The organism is Pseudomonas sp. HMSC063H08 (genome assembly GCF_001813645.1).
Taxonomy (GTDB): domain Bacteria; phylum Pseudomonadota; class Gammaproteobacteria; order Pseudomonadales; family Pseudomonadaceae; genus Pseudomonas; species Pseudomonas aeruginosa.
The window spans coordinates 1-403 of the sequence record NZ_KV813430.1; the positions used below are offsets into that span (position 1 = coordinate 1).

1 protein-coding gene is annotated in these 403 nt (G+C 70.5%); it reads left to right on the plus strand.

Features of this window, described 5'->3' with window-relative positions:
* The coding region (locus HMPREF2924_RS13865) for an AMP-binding enzyme (RefSeq protein ID WP_256567949.1) at positions 1 to 403 on the plus strand (403 nt) is incomplete at both ends.

A 403-nucleotide genomic window follows, 5' to 3' on the forward strand; every position in this document is an offset into this window, starting at 1 on the left:
CTGGGCGAGATCGAGGCGCGCCTGCTGGAGCATCCGTGGGTGCGCGAGGCGGCGGTGCTGGCGGTGGACGGCAGGCAGTTGGTCGGCTACGTGGTGCTGGAGAGCGAGGGCGGCGACTGGCGCGAAGCGCTGGCCGCGCACCTGGCGGCGAGCCTGCCGGAATACATGGTGCCGGCGCAGTGGCTGGCGCTGGAGCGGATGCCGCTGAGTCCGAACGGCAAGCTGGATCGCAAGGCGTTGCCGAAGATCGAGGCGGAAGACGGACTCGGCGAATACGTGGCACCGGCCAGCGAACCGGAGCGGCAACTGGCGGCGATCTGGGCGGATGTCCTGGGGCGCGAGCGGGTTGGCGTGACCGACAACTTCTTCGCCCTCGGCGGCGACTCGATCGTCTCGATCCAGG